The 16,977-nt window shown below is 37.1% G+C and carries 16 protein-coding genes and 1 riboswitch; of the genes, 5 read left to right on the plus strand and 11 right to left on the minus strand.

Features of this window, described 5'->3' with window-relative positions; translation table 11 throughout:
* Window positions 1-208: 208 nt before the first annotated feature.
* The 3 genes from DEAC_RS19250 to DEAC_RS19260 all read right to left on the minus strand — a co-directional run bounded on the left by DEAC_RS19250 (window position 209) and on the right by DEAC_RS19260 (window position 2,908).
* Window positions 209-1,111: a DMT family transporter gene (locus DEAC_RS19250; RefSeq protein WP_047811713.1), complete on the minus strand. Its 903-nt coding sequence runs from the start codon at window positions 1,109-1,111 to the stop codon at window positions 209-211.
* Window positions 1,112-1,263: 152 nt separating this feature from the next.
* Entirely contained in the window at window positions 1,264-2,181 is a 918-nt protein-coding gene (locus DEAC_RS19255; protein WP_047811714.1) for an NAD(P)/FAD-dependent oxidoreductase, read from the minus strand.
* Between the two features lie 238 nt (window positions 2,182-2,419).
* On the minus strand, window positions 2,420-2,908 hold the full coding sequence (locus DEAC_RS19260; protein ID WP_047811715.1) for a pyridoxamine 5'-phosphate oxidase family protein: 489 nt from the start codon (window positions 2,906-2,908) through the stop codon (window positions 2,420-2,422).
* Window positions 2,909-3,419: 511 nt separating this feature from the next.
* On the opposite strand from DEAC_RS19260, the gene DEAC_RS19265 reads away from it, so the two are divergent.
* From DEAC_RS19265 to DEAC_RS19275, 3 genes are all read left to right on the plus strand, one after another.
* A complete protein-coding gene (locus tag DEAC_RS19265) occupies window positions 3,420-5,081 on the plus strand; it encodes an L-lactate permease (RefSeq protein ID WP_047811716.1) in 1,662 nt (553 codons plus the stop codon).
* 206 nt (window positions 5,082-5,287) lie between these two features.
* Window positions 5,288-5,372: riboswitch (cyclic di-GMP riboswitch) on the minus strand.
* 290 nt (window positions 5,373-5,662) lie between these two features.
* Window positions 5,663-5,968, plus strand: coding sequence for an ArsR/SmtB family transcription factor (locus tag DEAC_RS19270; protein WP_047811717.1), 306 nt, complete (start codon window positions 5,663-5,665; stop codon window positions 5,966-5,968).
* A 13-nt stretch (window positions 5,969-5,981) separates the two neighbouring features.
* On the plus strand, window positions 5,982-6,221 hold the full coding sequence (locus tag DEAC_RS19275) for a thioredoxin family protein (RefSeq protein WP_047811718.1): 240 nt from the start codon (window positions 5,982-5,984) through the stop codon (window positions 6,219-6,221).
* A 136-nt stretch (window positions 6,222-6,357) separates the two neighbouring features.
* Here the strand turns inward: DEAC_RS19275 and DEAC_RS19280 are convergent, their stop codons facing one another.
* The 6 genes from DEAC_RS19280 to DEAC_RS19305 form a co-directional block, all read right to left on the minus strand.
* Entirely contained in the window at window positions 6,358-8,319 is a 1,962-nt protein-coding gene (locus tag DEAC_RS19280; protein ID WP_345788184.1) for a sensor domain-containing diguanylate cyclase/phosphohydrolase, read from the minus strand.
* Between the two features lies 1 nt (window position 8,320).
* Window positions 8,321-8,974 carry a PocR ligand-binding domain-containing protein gene (locus DEAC_RS24730; RefSeq protein WP_047811719.1) on the minus strand — a complete coding sequence of 218 codons (654 nt, stop codon included), beginning with the start codon at window positions 8,972-8,974 and terminating at the stop codon, window positions 8,321-8,323.
* Between the two features lie 717 nt (window positions 8,975-9,691).
* On the minus strand, window positions 9,692-11,035 hold the full coding sequence (locus DEAC_RS19290; protein ID WP_047811720.1) for a methyl-accepting chemotaxis protein: 1,344 nt from the start codon (window positions 11,033-11,035) through the stop codon (window positions 9,692-9,694).
* A gap of 593 nt (window positions 11,036-11,628) precedes the next feature.
* A complete protein-coding gene (locus DEAC_RS19295; RefSeq protein WP_047811721.1) occupies window positions 11,629-12,075 on the minus strand; it encodes a hypothetical protein in 447 nt (148 codons plus the stop codon).
* Between the two features lie 33 nt (window positions 12,076-12,108).
* Window positions 12,109-12,465 carry a NifB/NifX family molybdenum-iron cluster-binding protein gene (locus DEAC_RS19300; protein WP_047811722.1) on the minus strand — a complete coding sequence of 119 codons (357 nt, stop codon included), beginning with the start codon at window positions 12,463-12,465 and terminating at the stop codon, window positions 12,109-12,111.
* A gap of 177 nt (window positions 12,466-12,642) precedes the next feature.
* Window positions 12,643-12,858: a DUF5320 domain-containing protein gene (locus DEAC_RS19305; RefSeq protein ID WP_047811723.1), complete on the minus strand. Its 216-nt coding sequence runs from the start codon at window positions 12,856-12,858 to the stop codon at window positions 12,643-12,645.
* Between the two features lie 307 nt (window positions 12,859-13,165).
* Here DEAC_RS19305 and DEAC_RS19310 point away from each other — a divergent pair, with 307 nt between their 5' ends.
* Window positions 13,166-13,675 carry a CBS domain-containing protein gene (locus DEAC_RS19310; protein ID WP_047811724.1) on the plus strand — a complete coding sequence of 170 codons (510 nt, stop codon included), beginning with the start codon at window positions 13,166-13,168 and terminating at the stop codon, window positions 13,673-13,675.
* A gap of 805 nt (window positions 13,676-14,480) precedes the next feature.
* Window positions 14,481-15,014: a hypothetical protein gene (locus tag DEAC_RS19320; protein ID WP_242847220.1), complete on the plus strand. Its 534-nt coding sequence runs from the start codon at window positions 14,481-14,483 to the stop codon at window positions 15,012-15,014.
* 187 nt (window positions 15,015-15,201) lie between these two features.
* On the opposite strand, the gene DEAC_RS19325 is transcribed toward DEAC_RS19320, so the two are convergent.
* Both DEAC_RS19325 and DEAC_RS22980 read right to left on the minus strand, forming a co-directional pair.
* On the minus strand, window positions 15,202-16,563 hold the full coding sequence (locus tag DEAC_RS19325) for a DUF4830 domain-containing protein (protein ID WP_047811761.1): 1,362 nt from the start codon (window positions 16,561-16,563) through the stop codon (window positions 15,202-15,204).
* 179 nt (window positions 16,564-16,742) lie between these two features.
* On the minus strand, window positions 16,743-16,901 hold the full coding sequence (locus DEAC_RS22980) for an aspartyl-phosphate phosphatase Spo0E family protein (RefSeq protein WP_083996331.1): 159 nt from the start codon (window positions 16,899-16,901) through the stop codon (window positions 16,743-16,745).
* Window positions 16,902-16,977: the final 76 nt, after the last annotated feature.

Here is a 16,977-nt window from a genome sequence, read left to right on the forward strand (position 1 = left end):
AGAAAAGAATTCATAAAGTGAACTCGTTCGGCCAAAGCTGAACATCGGGGCTTCAGATACAATAATGTCCAGTGGACATTATTGCAGCCGCCTTTCCCAAAAGGAATACTTAGCGGCGAAAGAGGACTCTACCCCACTTGAAGTTAACGACGGACCCCCCACTTATAGGAGTGGGGGGGCTTAAACTGGATCAAAAATGTATTTACCCTTAATGGCTCAAATGATGGTTTAAAGGATAGGGCTTTTTTAATTTATCTAATTTAAGCAGCAAACCTCCGCATATAATAAGCAACCCTCCAAGCAGTTGTTCGCTAGTTAGTGTTTCTCCTAAAAGGAAACTAGCTAATAAGGTCGTTATTGCAGGTTCTATAGTGCTTAAGATAGAAGCTCGGCTTGCACCTAAAAGGGATAGACCTTTTTGATAACAAAAAAGAGGAATGCCTGTACATAACATGGCTGTCCCAAGGCCTACAGTCCAAAGAGCCAACTGGGAGTGACACGAAATGACATTGATTGGAGGATAAATAGCAATAGTAGCAAATAAACAAATGATGGTTGTACAAACGGATACGGTAAATGGACTCGACTTTTCGGAAAGATACTGACCATTGATATTGTATAGAGCATAAAATAGGGCGGATACAACAGCATAAAAAAGGCCCGACATACTGATTTTTTGCCCAGACATGTTTGTAACATCTATAACCAGCAAGCAACCGAAAAAGGCAATAAGCAAAGTTGCTCCCTTAACGAATGATATTTTCTCTTTAAAAATTAAGGCAGACATAAGTACAACCATTAGAGGGTAAGTATAAAGCAATATATTTGTAATGATGACAGACATATGCTTAATGGATAAAAAATATGTATATGAGCATCCAAAAAAGAGAAAGCCCTGGAGGGCTAATTGGATAAAAGAAGATTTAGTTATTTTGAAGCCCTTTTTTCTACTGACAAATAGGATAAAAACCATTAAGCTGCTGGCTATGAAAAATCGCGAGAATAACATGACATCTATGGTTAGACCCATGTTAAACCCCCATTTTATGAATATGGGTAAAGCACCATAGCCTATAGCAGCTAAAATAATTAACAGATAGCCATTTAGCATTTCATTGTTTCACTTCTCCCAACACATTTTACACGATACTTAAAATTATAAGTAACGAGCCGACTATTTACCAATACCTAATGATTATATCGGGTATACACAAAATATTAGTAAGTTTACGTGCAGCAAAAAAGTGAAAACCAGAAATGCTATTATGCTTTCCCACTCAAATAAGACGCAACTTGAATCCCGGCAATTGCTCCGTCAGAAACGGCTGTAGCTATTTGTCTCACCTGCTTTTTACATATATCGCCCACAGCATAGACACCAGGGATATTAGTTTGCATTCTCTCATTTGCAACAATATATCCATTCTCTTTATTAACCGTAGGATACATTAGTGAATTAGGTGTTGACCCGGCATAGATAAACACATAACTATTCGCAGCTTCTATGATTTCAGTCTCATTAGTATTTATATCTGTAATCTCCAATTTTTCAATACTCATACTCCCTCTAATATTGGTAAGTCTGGAATGCAGACGAATTTTCATATTCAAAGTATTTTCTGCTTTTGATGTAAACTCTATTACGGCTCCTAATTTTTCCTCAAAATGGATGATGTTAACTTGTTTTGCCAACGTTGACAGAAACAAGGCTTCTTTTAAAGCACCATCCGAGCCACCCACAACAAAAATTTCCTTTTCCTTATATAGACTTAAATCATCTGACAAATTATAAGCTACTCCTTTACCAATAAATTCTTGCTCCCCTGGTATACCAAGAGATCTAGGAGTAGTACCGTTGGCAATAATCACTGATTTGGTTTGGTAAATACTTTTATTTGTTTCAATTTCTTTGATCTCCGCTTCAAAATTTACAGCAGTTACTTCCTCGAATTTAAAAACTACCCCTGCTTTAATAGCTTGGTTATACATTCTCGTCGCAAAGGTCTTACCAGTTTCATTTTCTGTAATCCCAGAATAATGGGTAACGTTTGAGACTTGTCGGATAGTTCCACCCACTTGGTTTTTTTCTATAACCAATGTCTGCAGCCCTCTGCTAACAGCATAAATCGAGGCGCTAATACCTGCTGGGCCCGCACCTATGATAATCAAATCATAAATCATAGTTTTCAACTCCCTTATTTTTACTTATTTTTCGGAATCACCGGCTCGATATTTTTGAATTCGATGTAAAAAATATTAATGATCATTCTTATAAATTAGCTTTACCCCTTAAACTAAAATACTATTCTTCCGTAAGAGTAAACCGAAAACACCACCTATGGATTCCGTTGCTGAAAAGATGCCGCCCCATTTCAGTATAGGGCGGCATCAGTAAAATAATTGGAAGCAGACAAGCTTATCACTCTTTGTATTTTGCAATTTCTTTTGCGGCCTTGCCAGTCATATGCTCGATCTTGACCTCTACCACACAGACTCTACTCCAGTCTTTCTCGATTTCCTTCTGCCCTTCCTGCATATAGTCCGGGGAATACTTTCCGACAAGACTTTCAAGAGCAGCTCTCCTATCAATATCTTCCGTTAGAATCCTAGCTCTGCCAAAAGCGACAACACTGCGAAAATGAGTCGTGAAGGTTTCCTGAATGACCTCATCCTTATCGATGACGCAGAAGGACACCTTATCATTGCGCTTGATTGCATCGATCTTGTGACCTTCCTTTGCGCAGTGGAAATAAAGATTACCATCTATATAAGCGTAGCTAATCGGAATTCCGTACGGATAGCCGTCATCGCCCGTTACAGACAACACACCTGCCGAGTGAGCCTTAATAATCTCACTTGTTTCTTCTTCGGACAATAGTTGTTTCTTTCTTCTCATTTCTCTAAACATTAAGCACACCTCATTTTCTTCTTGTTTACTTAGATATTACATAGTAGTTATCGTTGTAATCGGCAATAATAGGCAGAAACTCTTCGTTATAAGATTGGCTACGGCTATCCCAAGTGCCGTATCGATTCTTAAAAATGGAACATCCAGGTTAAACAGTTTCTTGTTCTATATTATGAAAAAAGAGCAGTTAAGTCATTTTGTGTTTTACTGTATGGAATGTTATGCAAATATTGTCGTATATTCTATCACACTTTAAGTATCATGTCGAATATTTGTGAAAAAATAAACTTTTTGATAATTTGCGCAAAAACAGTTAAAATTTATATATAACTTCTATTCACGAAATTCTTAATTTAATCCTAAAGGGGGGATCCGATCTTTAACTAAGGTATTTCATGACGTAGTAAGTGGCAGACCTCCATGTTCGGGGCGAAACGAGAAACTAATCGCAATCGCACTAATATTCTAACTAACTATTTTGAAAAGCTTGATAAGAAGGAAGGGGTTTTCGATGCCTTGGACACAGAATTATTCAGCATTAGCCGGTAGTATTGGTTTTACTTCACTCGCTGTCGCAGTACCTATCCTCTATCTATTTTGGGCTTTAGCTGTTAAAAAAATGACGGGTCACATTGCTGGTGTAACCACTCTTATATTAACTATTCTAGATGTTGTTATCGTTTACAAAATGCCCGTTTCAATGGCGATTTCCGCCAGCATCTTGGGAGTTTTCAACGGACTCTTTCCGATTGCCTGGATTGTTTTTTCGGCTGTATTTCTCTATAATTTGGTCGTTGAAGCTGGGCAATTCGATGTCATTAAATCATCAATCGCATCACTCTCGGATGACCGTCGACTTCAAACCTTGTTAATTGCTTTTTCCTTTGGTGCCTTCCTGGAAGGTGCAGCAGGTTTTGGTGCACCGGTTGCTATTGCTGGAGCTATCCTTATAGGTTTAGGGTTTGAACCTCTATATGCTGCCGGCCTCTGCTTAATCGCAGATACCGCCCCTGTTGCATTCGGTGGCATTGGCAGCCCAATCATTGCCGCAGGTTCAGTTACAGGAATAAGCGCCAATGTTATTTCCCAAGCAGTTGGACGCCAATTGCCATTCCTTTCTATTTTAGTTCCAATGTACCTTATCATTGTCTTGGCTGGATGGAAGAAGACCGTTGAAGTGCTTCCAGCTGTTCTTATAGCGGGTGGTTCCTTTGCTATAACACAATTTTTCTCCTCTAATTATTTAGGAGCTTATCTTCCAGACATCATCTCTTCTCTTGTATCTCTTGTCTGCACAGCAGCTTTCCTCAAAGTTTGGAAGCCAAAAACTATTTGGCGTTTCCCGCATGAAAAAGATACTAAATCAGATACCGCTGTCAAATATACTGGAGCTCAAATTTTAAAAGCTTGGACACCGTTTATTATCTTAACCATCTTTGTTGGTATTTGGGGAGTACCTGCTTTCAAAGATTTTGTAGCTAAAGACCTGAGATGGTTTATCAACATTAAACATTGGCCTGGTCTTGATGGCTTAATTTATAAAGCAGCACCGATTGTTCCCAAACCTACTCTTTATCCTGCGAACTATGAATGGGATTTCTTCTCTGCCGCAGGAACAGCTATTCTTTTAGCTGCTATCATTTCTTCCTTTGTCCTCGGACTGAAGCCATCAAAGACAATCAAGGTTTTTGGAGCGACATTCAAGCAACTTCTCTATCCGATTATTATGATGGGTTCCGTATTAGGAATCGCTTATCTGGCAAACTACTCTGGAATGTCCTTTACACTTGGTTTACTGTTCGCTTCCACCGGAAAAATCTTTCCGTTCCTGTCTCCTATCTTGGGATGGTTGGGTGTATTCTTAACCGGTTCGGACACATCTTCCAACGCCTTGTTTGGCAAACTGCAAATGACAACTGCTTCGCAGTTAGGCTTAAACCCAGTCCTGGCAGTTTCCGCCAACAGTTCCGGAGGTGTTATGGGTAAAATGATTTCGCCCCAATCTTTGGCTGTTGCAGCAGCTGGTACCAATCAAGTGGGTAAAGAATCAAGTTTGTTCCGTTTCACCTTTAAACACTCTCTCGGATTTGTGGTGGTTGTCGGCATAATCATTCTACTTCAGGCCTACGTTTTCCCCGGTATGTTACCCCACGTGACGCTTGCACTTCAATAACATTCAATTCGCCTAAGAAGACTGTTCTTTTTGATAGGACAGTCTTCTTTAAATTTGATAAAAAGCAAATAAATTACAGGACCATGGTTAAAGCTAGACATTACCCATCATTACTAGTTTTTCACCCATTCCGTTAAGGGTGGAGCTTGAAGTTTAGTTTTACTTTATAAATCCAAAAATCAAAAAAGTCTAGTTTATAAACTATTTGTAAACTAGGCCGGTTGCACTACTTATTCCACATGTATCAAGCGCCCAATTACGATACATGCTTCAAAAAATTCCTTGTCATTATAAGATACCTACTGTATAACCACGTGTATTATATCGCAAAAATGTCATGAAATTTGTCGTAAAATTGCACACGCTTTCCATGTCATCATTTGATGAAGCGTGGAATGTAAATTGATAATATTAGTATTTTATAATATAATTAATTCAATAAACAACCACCTGTGAACTCATTCAGCTAAAGCTGAACATCGGGGCTTCAGAAGGAGGACTCTAACCCACTGAAGTTAACGAGGGGCCCACCCCCACTTATAGAAGTGGGAACCTTAAAAACTGGATAAAGGATGAACATCATGAACCAAATAGAATTAAGTGCCAAAGTTTTAAAGGCGCTTGGCCATCCTATTCGTTATAAGATTGTCAAATTTTTGCTTGATGAAGCAAAATGCGTCTGTAAACTTACTGAAGATGTAGAATTTAGTCAATCTAACTTATCACAGCACTTAAAGATCCTCAAAGAGGCCGGTGTACTCGTCAGCGAGAGAGTTGGTCTCAATGTTCATTACCGTATTAGCAGCGAAAAAGTAAAAGCAATTATCGAACTAACGGATGATTTTGCTATTGCCCATATTAAGAGCATTCAAGAATCTATTACTTAAGGAGGAACTGAAAATGGAGATTAAAATCCTAGGCAGCGGTTGTGCCAACTGTAAGAAATTAGAGGCTAATGCCAGAGCAGCTATTGCAGAGATGGGAATCGAAGCCTCAATAACAAAAGTTGAGGATATTAAAGAAGTCATGAAGTATGGCGTCATGAGAACTCCGGGATTTGTGATTAACGAAAAGGTTAAATCCTATGGAAAAGTATTGTCTGCTGCAGAAATTAAGAAGTTAATTCAAGCACAAGATTAAGCAAAGGTTCCTTGCCTATCATTAACAATAATACTTTACTTTAAAACCGCCACCAAGGATGACGGTTTTTTTGTTCTTTTGCCTGGGTTAGCTATAGCTGAACGAGTTCTCTGGCTTAAAATCCCCCTTTAACTTTCTAGAAATTCAAACCTTCTTGCAAACTTTTCAAAAATACTTGGGCGATGTCAGGATCAAACTGTTTTCCGGAATTTGTTTGAATTTCATATAAAGCCTGTTCCTTAGTGAGGGCATCTCTGTAGGGGCGAGTACTTATCATTGCATCATAACTATCAGCCAGAGCAATAACTCTTGAAATCCTCGGTATTGATTCTCCTTTTAACCCTTTCGGATAACCGCTCCCATCCCATCGTTCATGATGTGCCAATATATAATCTGCCAACTCTAACATTTCATATGATGTACTTATTATCCTATAGCCGATAGCGGGATGGCTCTTTATCTGTTCTAACTCAGCTTCAGTTAACTTCCCCGGTTTGTTAAGTATACCTTCTTCGATAGCAATTTTTCCTATATCATGAAGCAGACCAGCAACCCTCAGTCTCCTTATTTCAATTTCAGATAGACCCATCGCTCTCCCTATATACTGGCATAATTCACTAACTCTTTTGGAATGTTGTTCTTCCCTTGGGTTTTTTTCGTGTAAGGTGTTAATGACAGTGTTAATCAGATTATTCCTCGTACCTTCGTTTTCAACAATTTTAACTTTATACATTGAATCCTCAGCACTTTTCAGAACCTTTAATATATCTTCTGCGGCACTCTTCTTAGTTTCCCACCCAAATGAAATGCTGACTTGTATCGAGTTAACACTCAAAGACCGACAATGTTTTTTTATTCTATTAACAATGTTTTCTGCTTCATCTTTATTAGTCTTAGGTAAAAGAATTACAAATTCATCGCCCCCCCATCGAGCAATTATATCACCAGTTCGACAAGCGTTTTGAATGGCTATTACAGCTTTCTGTAAAAGCTCGTCTCCTTTATCATGGCCAAAGGCATCGTTTACGAGCTTTAAACCATTAACATCGCCCATGATAATAGAAATTGGGAGGTTTCTTTTTGTATCTAGCCGCTTTATCTCCTCTTCGTAGAATCGTCTGTTATAAAGACCTGTTAATACATCATGATAACTTAAATACTGATTTTCTTTGTCTCGCTTCTTTCGATCAGAGATATCCCTTATAATACTGAGAAGAACCCGTTCAGATCCTAAATAAGCTCCTTGTGTGCTTACTTCGACATCTAATGGCGTGCCATCCTTGCGATAATGAACAGTTTCCAAAGTTATGCCATTTTTATCAGCTGCTTCCATTTGAGCTATAATAGCTGAAGAATTGTAAAAATGTCTCAAATCAGAAACATTTAAGGATGAAAATTCTTCCTGTGTATAACCATATATACTCGTCGCAGTGTTATTGACTTCAAGGATATTTCCTTCCTTATCAAGGAACCATATTGCATCGTGTGCCTTTTCAGCCAGAATCTCATATTTTTTTAGTCTTTCTAATAATTGATTTCTCTCAGTCATGTCAATCCCTATTCCAGCAAAATACTGTCGATCATCAATGCTCACCAAACTAGCTGTTAAGTACATTGGTATTGTAGTGCCGTCCTTTTTTTGCAAATTTGCCTCAGCATCTCCGTAGCCCTCTTTGTTTACCCTTTCGATACCTTTTATGACCGCAGTTTGACTTTCCAAATCGTTTTGATACCAATCCATTATATGTCTATTATTTAATTCGCAATAAGAATACCCAGTTATCTCCTCATGTTTCTTATTCCATCTCACTAACTTGCTATTATCATCGTACAAATAAATCATGCCAGGCGCACTGTCAAATAACGCATCTGTAAAAATTCTCTCTTTTTTTAGCTTGTCTTCGGCAAGTATCTTTTCTGCTATTTCTTCTTCCAAAATAGCATTTAATTCTTGGAGTTGATAGGTACGCTCCGCTACTTTCGCCTCTAATTCTTCATTTAATTTGTTGAGATCATCTTCTGCTTTTTGACGTTTGATAATTTCTTCTTCAAGTATCGCATTAATTTCTTCTAACTCTGCATTAGACTCTTCGAGCATTTTAGTTTGTTGTCATAATTAATTCATCAGTTCTTTTCTTGATCTCGACTTCAAGTTCAATATTAAGATTCTTAATCGTTACTTCATTCTTGATCTTGCTATTAATCTCTTGAACCAAAGAAATATTTTTCACTGCATACTTGGAGAGCAGTTGTGCATTTAGATAAAGGTAATCACAGACGTTTTCGAATTGCTGCTTAGACATGCGTTTGACTTTAGCTAATTTATTACGATATATATCCCGGTCAATATTAAGTTCATCTGCATATTTTAGTAAGTCAGTAATTTTAGAATCTTCTTCGAGAACTTGTCCAATCAGCCAGTCAGCAATATGTACTCCATTAACAATAATGCTTGCTCCGCCATCAAGTAGTCCGGCACTTAAACATCGCTGAATATTAGGTCCGTCTTCTCTGGGACTCCCGATAACCGAATCTGATTTTTGGCAGTTATATAGACCTTTTTCAGTGTTCCTTATTTCTTTACACAAATCGCAAAAACCACTTGGCGCTGTTATAGAAGTCCCATCGGGTTCAGTGATGATAGATGCCACACCTGTAGCCGCTGAAAACAGATCTTGTAGCTTTTGTATTTCATTGAGATCAAAGAGTTCAGTAAATTGACTTAAGCTTTCAGATGTGAACCGCTCGCTCATCCATAACACCTCTTTCTTTTAGAAAACAACCGATGTTTTTTTATTAATAAACTTCGCTTTCCTGCTAGCATGTGATACCCATATCTCATATAATTACACTTTTGTTTATAATACTTTAAAATTTTAAGTTTTCCAACATGTAATTTTCGAGATATTTCGACATTTATACGTAAATGGTTTTTATTGAAAATTGGCCATGATTATTTCTTAAATAATAGATTATAATGACAATAAGCTCATATTTTAATTGATAAACCCATATCAATCTTTCCAGCCATCTAATTTCAGAAGAAATTACGAAGATAAAGCCAAGACATGAGAGAACTAAAAGCCGCCCTGCTGTAGGACGGCTTTTAATGTTTAAGCAATTTAATCCAAAAATTTAGTAACGCAGAAATCTTAACTGAATACTCTTGATTATAGACCCATATTGAAAACCCCTTACTTGTAATATGGATATAGGCAACGCATTTGAAGGAAGGTTGTAATAATTTGGCGGATAATTTAGGGATTCCGTATTTTTTGTGTCCTAACTGTGGACAGGTTAGTAAATCGAACAAATGGGCTTCTATATCTCGTAGAATGACAACAATCACCGTTTCGTTCAATTATAGGGGGAAACCTAAGAATTCAAAGAATGTTGTATGCCCTATGTGCAAAAAGGTGTGTCGTTACCAAGACGTCGTTGAGTGCAAATAGCCAAAGGGATTCTCACTACTATTCTAATTTAAACTTTTCTGTTGATTCTTGCAGTGACCGAGAGGCTGCTTGAAGCTCTTCAGTCAAAGTATTGATTTCCATCATTGCTTTCATTTGTTCTAAACTGCCCGAAGCCACTTCTTCAGTTTTGAGGGTAGTCTCTTTGATAATGGCACCAACCTGTTCTATTTTCGAAAAAATATCATGAGAATTATCAGCAATATTTCGGGCGAATTGAGCTACTTCCTTGACTTGACGATTGACTATCTGTGTCGTTTCCATAATCTTATTAAATGTTTTCTGAGCTTCTTCAATTATTTTGACTCCATTACGAACAACGTCTTTTTCTGCTGTCATGCTGGCAATAGCCCTGTCAACGTTATGTTTAATATCCAGTATGATCTGCTCAATTTGAACACTGGATTGGTTTGATTGCTCCGCCAGTTTGCGGACTTCATCGGCTACAACACTGAAACCACGACCATGTTCCCCTGCTCGTGCGGCTTCAATAGCTGCGTTTAAGGACAATAAGTTTGTTTGGTCCGATATGGCCTTAATGGTTGCGACAATTGTTTGAATTGAGCTGGATTTTTCACCGAGTTCGGAAATAATGGTACCAGTCTCATCGACAGTTTGATGAATGTGGAGCATTTGGGCGTTTGTTTCGGTAATCGCTTGATCTCCTTTATTGGCTAAGGTCAGCGCCTGAGTGGAAGCTTGATCCGCAAGAGATACACTTTGGTCAATTTGTTCAATTCCGGCAGACATTTTCTCGATCGTGGAAAGAATAGCCTGAAGATTATTATCCTGACTTTGGTTTTGTGATCCTTGGGCTAACTCATCGATACATTGAGATATTTGCTTTGCAGCACTGGCGGTTACTTCTACGCGTTCTCCCAAAGTTTGAGATGATTCCTGAAACGTTTTTACTCCATAGGAAATATTTTCAACTAGTGAGCGAAAATTTTCAAGCATTATACCAAGTGACTGGCATAGTTTCCCTATTTCGTCTGTTTTCGTAAGACTACTTAAAGTTGGTGTCAGATCACCTTTCGCCAGTGTATCGGCAAAATCGACGGCATGTCTTAAGGGTCTTGAAGTTAGAAATGAGATATAAAGTCCGTATAGAAATATTAATAGACTGGCGAGAGTTGAAAAGATTAATAAAGTTTCAATATGAGTTACCAATTTGCCTCCCCGTAACGCTAAGTAATAAGCAAAACCGCCGCTTGAAAGGTTAATTAATGCACTGATTAAAAAGGCAAGAATAAGCTTATGGGAAAGAGTAAGGTTAAACCACCAGCGGATAATTCTGGAATGGCGAAAAAGATATTGGCTCAAACGCTCTAGAAATGATGTCAAGGTAACGTCCTCCTCTAATTAAAATTTAAGTAACAATATCAAATGATAGTAAAATTTATAATTCAATCATTAAAACGTCTCCAAATTTGGAAAGAACTCTTACCAGTAACCACAATAATATTTTTCGATTCAATAGAACTTCTTCTTCAATTGTTAAATTCCTCTTATTTAAAACAAAAAGAAGCCGATTTAGCTTCAAGATCGTTACATAACAACGCACGAGTCCACTAATTTTTTCAAACGTTTAACCCACGCTTTTTGAGTGTTCTTTGAACTGCAGAAATTAATTCGAAAAATCAAGAAATAAGCCTAGTTTATAAATAATTCATAAACTAGGCCGGTTGCGCTGCGCAAAAATGTCGCGAAATTTATCGTAAAGAAAGTCATCGCTACTTTGTTTATCCAGTTTTTAAGACCCCCACTTCTTAAGTGGGGGTGGGTCCTTTGTTAACTTCAGGTGGGATAGAGTCCTCCTTCGCCGCTAAGTATTTCTATTGGGAAAGGCGGCTCGGCAATAATGTCCACTGGACATTATTGTATCTGAGGCCCCGATGTTCAGCTTTAGCTGAACGAGTTCACTCACGCACATGAAACTAAAAGTATAATATTTTATCAGCACCGATTAATGCCTGAGCTGCCAGTGGCAGTTTAACCGGCATAATGAAATCTTCCATTTGGGATGTGTCTTCAAGATTTTGAGAAATACCATCGATAACATTAAATGTAGCACATGAAACAATATTTATCCCTAATTTATCCTTAACGAAACGAGCCATTAATTCAAGATTATCTGGAAGTGCATCCTTAGCTACACCATCCAGCTGACTCGCGATTAATTCTTTAAGATCATCTGTTAATTTAAGGGATGCGAGCATGCCCTTTTTAGACATGTTAACTCCATAAGGTCCATAATATAACGTGACATTTTCAATCTTGGCTATATACTTGGACATGAAAGCTACAACATAAGAAGCATACTGATTGTATGGCTTATCGATGCCACTGTTAACTATAATTAATAGGTTTTGAATATTTTTCATGTTTATCCTCCTTCAAATAATCAGGTCTCCTCATTAATTTCCACATTCATCATGATGCTGATGTTCGTGACAAACAGCGCCCGTAGATTTAAGCACACCCTGCAAATAGTTTTTTGCAGCGGCTTCAGCGATTCCTTGTGCACCTGTAATAACCTCAATACCTTTATCATTAAAGATGCTGACGGCGCTGCCTCCCATGCCCCCGGCAATAACAACATTAACTCCCATATCGTTTAAGAAATTCGGTAAAAAGCCAGGCCGATGTCCGGGGTTTGGTACGGATTCACTCTTAACTATTTGATTGTTTTCTGTTTCAAAAATATTGAAACTCTCGCAATACCCAAAGTGTTCTGTTACCATTCCATTCTTACTTGCCACAGCAATTTTCATTTTTCTTTTCCTCCATTTTATCTAACATAGTTGTTATATTCTCTAGCCAATCACCCTCAAAACGTTCACTCAAACCTTTATCACGTGTTGCGAAGAAGTCACAATTAGTAATCTATCAACTGGGATGGATTGGAATATAGAGATGCTTAACCGGACAGCCTATACCCGGCTAATCCATCAATAATTGACAGAAGCAGCTGTCGTAAGTGCTCTTCCTAAACCTCGCCTGCAACCCCTTCCTTGACCTTGAACCTGCCCCTGACATTGAGCTTGTCTCTGACCTACTCCATTACCCCTACGACGTACATTCACATTATCTCCAGAACAAACACTGAAGCCCTTTCCATTTGCTGCTCCACGTCCCCTTGGACCAGACCCATCCCTACCTGGCATGGCAATTACCTCCTTTTGGTTATTGGCATATGCCCTTTTTAATTTCTATTATAGTTCTTTTTGAACATATGTCAATTATTATTAAGTTTTTACATTCATAAGTTGTTAGACTAAATTCCTTCTTGAGATTAGCAAATCGCGTTTCTTAAGCGAAATTAGCCCTTGCTGGGTATATGTCTTCGTTATTCTGGTTTTAAATGTAACTATCGAATGCAATTATATTTGGCATATGTCACAAACGTTTAGGAATAGAATAAAAATAAGTATATTCTAAATATTTAATAAATTAGAAGAGGAGGAACTAACTATGCCTGAAACAAAAAAAGTTAAGGACTTAATGGTTCCAGTTTCATCTTCATCTTCATCTGAATATCCTGTAGTCTATAATACCGATACCTTAAGAGACGCCATAAAAGTTCTTAAAGACTATTCAGGTGAGAGTAAAAAACATCGGTCCATTATAGTCCTAAAAAGAGAAGGGAATGAGGAGAGGCTTGCCGGTATTTTAACAGTGCGAGATATACTCAATGCCATAAAAGTAAAAACACTGAATAATAATGATACCGCTGAGAATTTTCCAGTGTCTTGGGGAAACTTTTATCGTAAGAGTTCCTTAGGTTATAGCGTTAATACTAAAGTTGCAGATGCAATACGTCCACTAGTAACTGAATTTGTTCATTCAGAGCAAAATCTTTCTGATGCAATTCGAATAATGATGACTAAAAAAATCAATATACTGCCAGTCTTGGAGGGAGGAAAGCCGATAGGAATTATTAGGGCAATTGACATTCTATATTATATTGAAGAATGTTTATAATTGATAATCATACTTGAATTCAAAAATCTGTGATTGAAGCCCCGCTCCTCAACCGAGGATAACCAGCGCAGCCATAAAGGCTGCGCTTTAAGCTGCCCTTTCTTTAAAGCAAGACCTTCATGGCCATGTTCTAAATGGAAAGTTTTCTACGCATCAAATCTAAACAACCGCCCATAGAACATAGCTAGTAAATTCAATCGACCATTATTGTAAAGAATATTTAGAATATTTGGCGTTCGTCATTTGTATTTAATTTGAGCATATGATGATTGTGCGCGTTAAAATAATATACAGGAGGTTGTTTTAATGTTTTTTGGTTTATTGGGAATTATTTGTTACACATTTTCATTCCTAATTGCAGTTTTGATAATAACAACGCCTATAATACTATGTATTGTATTATGCAGTTCATGTTTAAAGGGAACTTTTACTAAGAATACTTTTAATTATGCGCCTGCGCCTAAGAATAAATTAAGTAATAAAACAAACTCCATAATAAGTTAGGTAAATTACACGATCAATCCTATGTAAACGATGAATCCCTGAACGAGTGTACAGAGATTCATCGTTTTTTATTATGCCGAGCCTTAAGTCCTCTAGTTAATTGTTTATCTTGTATAATTTTATTTTCTTATTGAATAATACAAAATGGTCATTTTATTTAATTTGCAAGGAGTGTTATAGTTAAGAAAAGTTAAACTAATATGAATTATTTGAATTGTTTGTAATATAAAATTTAGGCTGACATGTTTCAATATAATTTGCAATTTATACATCACAAAAATTATGTTGAGAGGTGGACTAAATGGGGAAAAGAAATATAATCATTGGCGTTACTCCTGTAGAATTCGATAATATGCCAGAGTCATTAATTGGTAAGTTCACGCTTGCGGTTGTAGGGGTTCGAGATTTGTACAACAAAATGACAAACGAGTGGGCAGAAGAACACAATATTGATCTTGAAATCAACAACAAGTGTAATATGCAAAAAGCTATATCTATATCTATGACAAAAGACTGTATTTCTTTAGAGGCTTTAAGTATTTTAATGAGTATCGGCAAAAGACCTGTGTTAATTTCGCTCGCTCAAAAGAGCGGAATACCACACCTAGTATTTCGCGTAAAAAACAGGGTACTATTTATGTATAATCTTTTTATTTTTAACACTTTAGAAGACGCTGCAAATATGGCTAAACTCCTTGTTACTCAAGCGAACGACTATTCCAGTGTTCTAGAAAGGTATTCGTTCGAAGCGACTGGATTAATATCTAATGCGAGTGCATTTTACCGCAAAATAGCTCCTAGTTATGAACCTAGTTCTCAATTCGCCAATAATTAAGTGAACTCGTTCAACTAAAGCGAAGGACCCACACCCCCACTTACAAGAAGTGGGGGTCTTAAAAACTGGATAAACTCATCAGGAAAGAGGATTATCTAATCGCTTACGAAAGTGAACCATTCGACTAGAGCCTTGAAACCATGTTATTCCTAGATCTTTGGGTTATTCAGTAAGTCCTACTTATTATTCACGGTCCTGTTCCTTCGCTATCAATTCTCCAACCACTTTTAGCCGTTTCTTTTTTAAGAATAATAAATCTGGTTTGTTTCCCACTGTTAGAAGTTATCTCTTGTTTAAATTTAAAATATATGGTTACTGCATACTCCACAGTCCCCTCTGGATTGCCAAGGCCACTTACTTCTTGCAAATTAATAAATTTTGCTGATTTTACATTCTGTTCTCCATCTGCATAAGCATTATTAAAACCCTTGTTAAACAGAAGATTATTATCCATGTTTACAGATAGATAATGACATAAATTCTGCCGGGTCAAACATGAAAACTGCATTTTTTGATCATGGCTGTCTAAAGCATCATAATACTGTTTTATGATATCCTCCGGTTTCATTTTAGACAATTTAAGCTCTAGTTCATTATTATAATCTATATAGTCACTAATCCAATTATCCCAATCTTTACCAGTAATGTCATTCAAGCTTTTCCGATCGAGTGAGCAGGCAAAGCAATTATGCCTACCAGCATCAATATACGCCCCAACGATTTTGTTATCGTACTTCAAAACGATTCCTCGAGCATCCATTCTTGGCTTCATGTAATCAGGCAGCAGCTCCCTAAGCCTATATATGTCAGCCTTCACTTTCTCCCCTAAATATTTGCTATAATCCAGCCCGATATTTTTAGATAGTTCGTTATTGTATGCCCAGTATATCTTAACAGGATACTCCCCCGCCTCATGTTTAAGATTAGCTGGGAGTGTTTCATCGATAGTGTTAACTCTATAGTCGACAGTCCAATTATATTTTCCAAACAATTGTTCAATCTGATTGTCTATGTTTGTATCAAACTGCCTATATTCTGTAAGATCCCTTATATACCTGAAGAAACTAAAACCAGGGTCATACTTTTGGTGATCAATTTCTAAATACCCAACTGCAAATGCCGGGTCATCAAAAGCAAATTTGATTTCCTTTTTGCTCCCATCCCTGCCAACAAGAATCAATCTATTGTTCTTAGTTGCTATTCCACTCATAGTTTTAATTTTTGACTCATTTGTTACCAATTGACTTTTTCCAATCATTGTTAAAATATCGGATAACATTTTGCAATCTTTGATTGTAATAGCTTCATTATTGTACATACCATTCGAGCTAAAATTGACATCGATCTCAACCGTATTATTATATATTCCTTCGAAATTAGGCACCACAGAATTTTTTATCTCGTTTGCCTTTTTCTGTGCTGTCAGATTTGCAATTGTTTTTTTCTCAATATTTTGGGTTCCTGAGGGATTTTCTACTTGCTTACTTCCACAACCAGTTAATAAAACACTAAGCGAAATAACAATAGATAGTGCTATTCTTTTATTCATATTCTTATATTCTCCATAAAAAGTTTTGGATTGACTTAATCTCGGCAGCAATTCAATTGGAAACGCCAAAAACGCTGCGATGGGATTAAAAGAATTCATCACCCTTCCAGGCACTCCAATACGTAATTTTATGTTTTCATATTAAGAATGTACGATAGCTTTTATATAACTATTTTAACTTAAGCAACATCTCTCATGCTATAGTATATATTTAATAATAAATCGAGCCTCTGGCTAAGTTGAATAACTTCAGGGTCGACAAGTGATTTATTTGACCCTAAAGTATTTAATTTTTCTCGTACAATCTCAATAGACTTCAATATTTCAACAGCACTCATTCATCGTCTCACCCCATATGGTAATTTTAGACATTATTTTAACGCAATTGCTATTATATTCCAGGTGTTGATTAGA

Source organism: Desulfosporosinus acididurans (assembly GCF_001029285.1).
GTDB lineage: Bacteria > Bacillota > Desulfitobacteriia > Desulfitobacteriales > Desulfitobacteriaceae > Desulfosporosinus > Desulfosporosinus acididurans.